This is a genomic window from Halanaerobium sp., assembly GCF_003070835.1.
Genome location: NZ_QBLR01000385.1, coordinates 1 through 2,849, shown reverse-complemented (window position 1 = coordinate 2,849; position 2,849 = coordinate 1). Strand labels below are relative to the sequence as shown.

Here is a 2,849-nt window from a genome sequence, read left to right as displayed (position 1 = left end):
GTTATCACCATCTAAAATTGAAAAAGATTTTTCAGCAAGATTATCTGCAGCAGTCAATTGGATACCATAAGATTTAATTTTTTCTAAATGACGCTGGTTTTCTAACTTAATTGCATCAGAATAATTATTGAAACCAAGTTTTTGCCACCCCTCTCCAGTTAAATCAGCCGCATCATATGCTGCAACAACAGGAACAGAGGCCATTAAAGATCTAAAAATGTAATCTAAAAGTGATGTGTCTAGAAAATGTGCTGATAACTTTGCAGCAGTATTTCGGGTTAAAACTGGAATCAATAATAAATCATTCTCTTTGACTGTATTAAACTGAACTGATTTTTGACTGATTTTTTGTTCAAATTCACACCTGATTTTATTGTGATTATGAATTTCCTTAGCTGAATCTGAAAAAATAAAATTCCAACTTACATTATAATTATTATCTATTTTTTTCAATTGAGATAAAGCTTCTTCAAATTTAATTTTACCACCTGTAAAAACAGCAGTGATTTTCATTTTTTTATCTGTTTCTAGAGCAGATATTACTTTCTCAATTATTTTTCTAATAAGCTCTTCACTAATTTGATTCAAAATTATCCCTCCTTCCAGCTATTTGCAATTCATAGCAATACCAAGAGGAGTAACTAATAATGTATGTGATGGTTTTACTACTTTAAGGCCGGTTTTTTTAACTAAGACATTTTCTATTCCTTCAATACTGCTTGTACCACCAACTAAATAGATTGTTTCAGCTTTATAATCTTTTATATGTTTATTAATAATGGAAGCTATTTTTTCAATGACTGGAATTGTCATTGGAAATATCTCATCTGCATGTTCAGGGTTTTCTTTCATTTTTTCTGCTTCCTCAACACTTATCCCAAGTCCCCCTGCAATTACAAGATTTAAATGAGTACCTCCAGTTGCTTCATCAGCTGTATAGACTACCTCACCATCTTCAAGAATCGAAATGCCAGTTGTCCCTCCACCAATATCAACTACAATACCTCGTTCAATCTCTAAGACAGTTGCTGCTGCTGATGGTTCATCAATAACATTGCTCACTTGAAATCCAGCTCCTTCAACAACATTTTTGAAAGTATCAACATCCCCTTCGCCAGTTCCTGGTGGTACAGCAGTTGCTGCAGATATGATTTCTCTTCCCAAAATATTTTCCATTTTATTTTTCATTTCTCTTACTATTTTTAAAGCCCCAATATAATCAACTACCAAACCATCTCTAACAACTTTACCTGATTTTTTTAAGGCAGCTAATGGGTTATTGTCCTGATCAACAAGTGTTAAAACTAAATTTGCTGTTCCAAGATCAACACCTGCTCTGATTTCTCCATCATATTTTATATTTTTGTTTTCTTCTTCTATTAAACTATTTAGTCTCTCAAGTGTTTTATTAGCTTTTTTTATGTAACAATCCATTAATTACCCTCCAGACAATTAAGGCATATTATTATCCCCCTCCTTTTAATAGCCAGGAAGGGGATATTATTATTTATTTCATTTCTGGCATATCTAATTCTTCTTTTGCCATTTTTGGTAAAAGACCATCAACATCTGTATGAGGTCTTGGAATTACATGAACAGAAACTAATTCTCCAACTCTACCAGCTGCTGCTGCTCCAGCATCTGTAGCCGCCTTGGTAGCTCCAACATCACCTCTAACTAAAACTGTAATTAGTCCTCCACCAATTTTTTCATAGCCTACTAAAGTAACATTTGCTGCTTTAACCATTGCATCTGCTGCTTCAATTGCACCTACAAATCCTTTAGTTTCAATTAATCCTAAAGCTTCACCACTCATTAATATTCCCCCTTCTATTCTTTATCACCTTTGATTTCATCATAATGTATACAATCTGTGTGTAAATCTCCTTTACTTCGAGGACAGGCCGGATCTCCACAGAGATTACATATATCCTCTTCTTTCTTTTCTTCTATCTCTTCTGATTCTTCTGGATCTGAGTCTATAGTTGATTCATTATCTTGATCAAATTCGGCTTCGACCATATTTTCTGTTTCCAATTCTTCTGGTTCTTTGTTTACTTCTTCGGGTGATTCTACCTCTTCGACTTCTTCATCTGCTTTATTCTTATTATTTATTGTATCTTCACTGTTTACCATTTTTTCTATTTGTGCAGCAGGTCTGGCTATTACATGAGAAGACCAAACCTTAGATAATTTTGAAGCAGCAGTTTTACCAGCATCAACAGCTGATCTTACTGCACTTACATCTCCCGTAAATTTAATAACAATTAAGCCACCCCTACTAATTTCATAACCAACCAGTTTAACATTGGCTGATTTTAATGCTACATCCGCAGCTTCATAGGCAGCAAGAATTCCTACTGTTTCTATCATTCCAAGAGCTTTTTGGGACATATTCCCTCCTTTCCTCAAAAGTGCCTCTTAAATATTATTTTTTTCTATATCTTTTAACTTTTTACAAATATAATTAGTTAATTCTTTTATTCTTTTTTCATCTATTTCTTTTGCAGAACTAGACATTTTTTTGTTCTCAGTCTCTTTACTAATACTCTGGAAGTTATCTAAATCAGTTAAAATGTCAGATACAGATTTATTTTTATTATCTACTTCTAAAGGAATGTCTTTAATCGGGATCCCTTTAACCAATCGAGCTGCATTTGATGCAATAACCTTTGCTTGAAATTCTTTATTTATCTCTTTTTCAAAAAAAGGCTGATCAGGCTCTAATTTTTTATGATGAATCAGTACTCTATTATTTTCTCCAAGCGCTAAAGAAACATTTAAACGTGAAGCTTGAGCTGCTTGATGTGCTAAAGAATATAAATTTTCAGCACTATTATCCATCATTT

At 33.1% G+C, this 2,849-nt stretch carries 5 protein-coding genes; all 5 read right to left on the bottom strand.

Going from position 1 to position 2,849, the window contains the following annotated elements:
* Nucleotides 1-588: flavoprotein (locus CI949_RS19390; RefSeq protein ID WP_290769466.1), on the bottom strand; the 588-nt coding region annotated here is incomplete at its 3' end.
* Nucleotides 589-606: 18 nt separating this feature from the next.
* The gene (eutJ, locus tag CI949_RS19385) at nucleotides 607-1,434 is read right to left on the bottom strand and encodes an ethanolamine utilization protein EutJ (RefSeq protein WP_089722949.1); all 828 of its coding nucleotides are present in this window, start codon (nucleotides 1,432-1,434) and stop codon (nucleotides 607-609) included.
* Between the two features lie 73 nt (nucleotides 1,435-1,507).
* Nucleotides 1,508-1,816, bottom strand: coding sequence for a BMC domain-containing protein (locus CI949_RS19380; protein ID WP_089722950.1), 309 nt, complete (start codon nucleotides 1,814-1,816; stop codon nucleotides 1,508-1,510).
* Nucleotides 1,817-1,830: 14 nt separating this feature from the next.
* The gene (locus CI949_RS19375) at nucleotides 1,831-2,394 is read right to left on the bottom strand and encodes a BMC domain-containing protein (RefSeq protein ID WP_089722951.1); all 564 of its coding nucleotides are present in this window, start codon (nucleotides 2,392-2,394) and stop codon (nucleotides 1,831-1,833) included.
* A gap of 27 nt (nucleotides 2,395-2,421) precedes the next feature.
* A partial coding sequence (locus CI949_RS19370) for a glycerol dehydratase reactivase beta/small subunit family protein (protein WP_290769461.1) occupies nucleotides 2,422-2,849 on the bottom strand: 428 nt, incomplete at its 5' end.

Bases quoted from the DNA above. Each gene is read 5' to 3' on its own strand.
- CI949_RS19375 (WP_089722951.1), bottom strand. From the start codon at position 2,394: ATGTCCCAAAAAGCTCTTGGAATGATAGAAACAGTAGGAATTCTTGCT.
- CI949_RS19380 (WP_089722950.1), bottom strand. From the start codon at position 1,816: ATGAGTGGTGAAGCTTTAGGATTAATTGAAACTAAAGGATTTGTAGGT.
- eutJ (WP_089722949.1), bottom strand. From the start codon at position 1,434: ATGGATTGTTACATAAAAAAAGCTAATAAAACACTTGAGAGACTAAAT.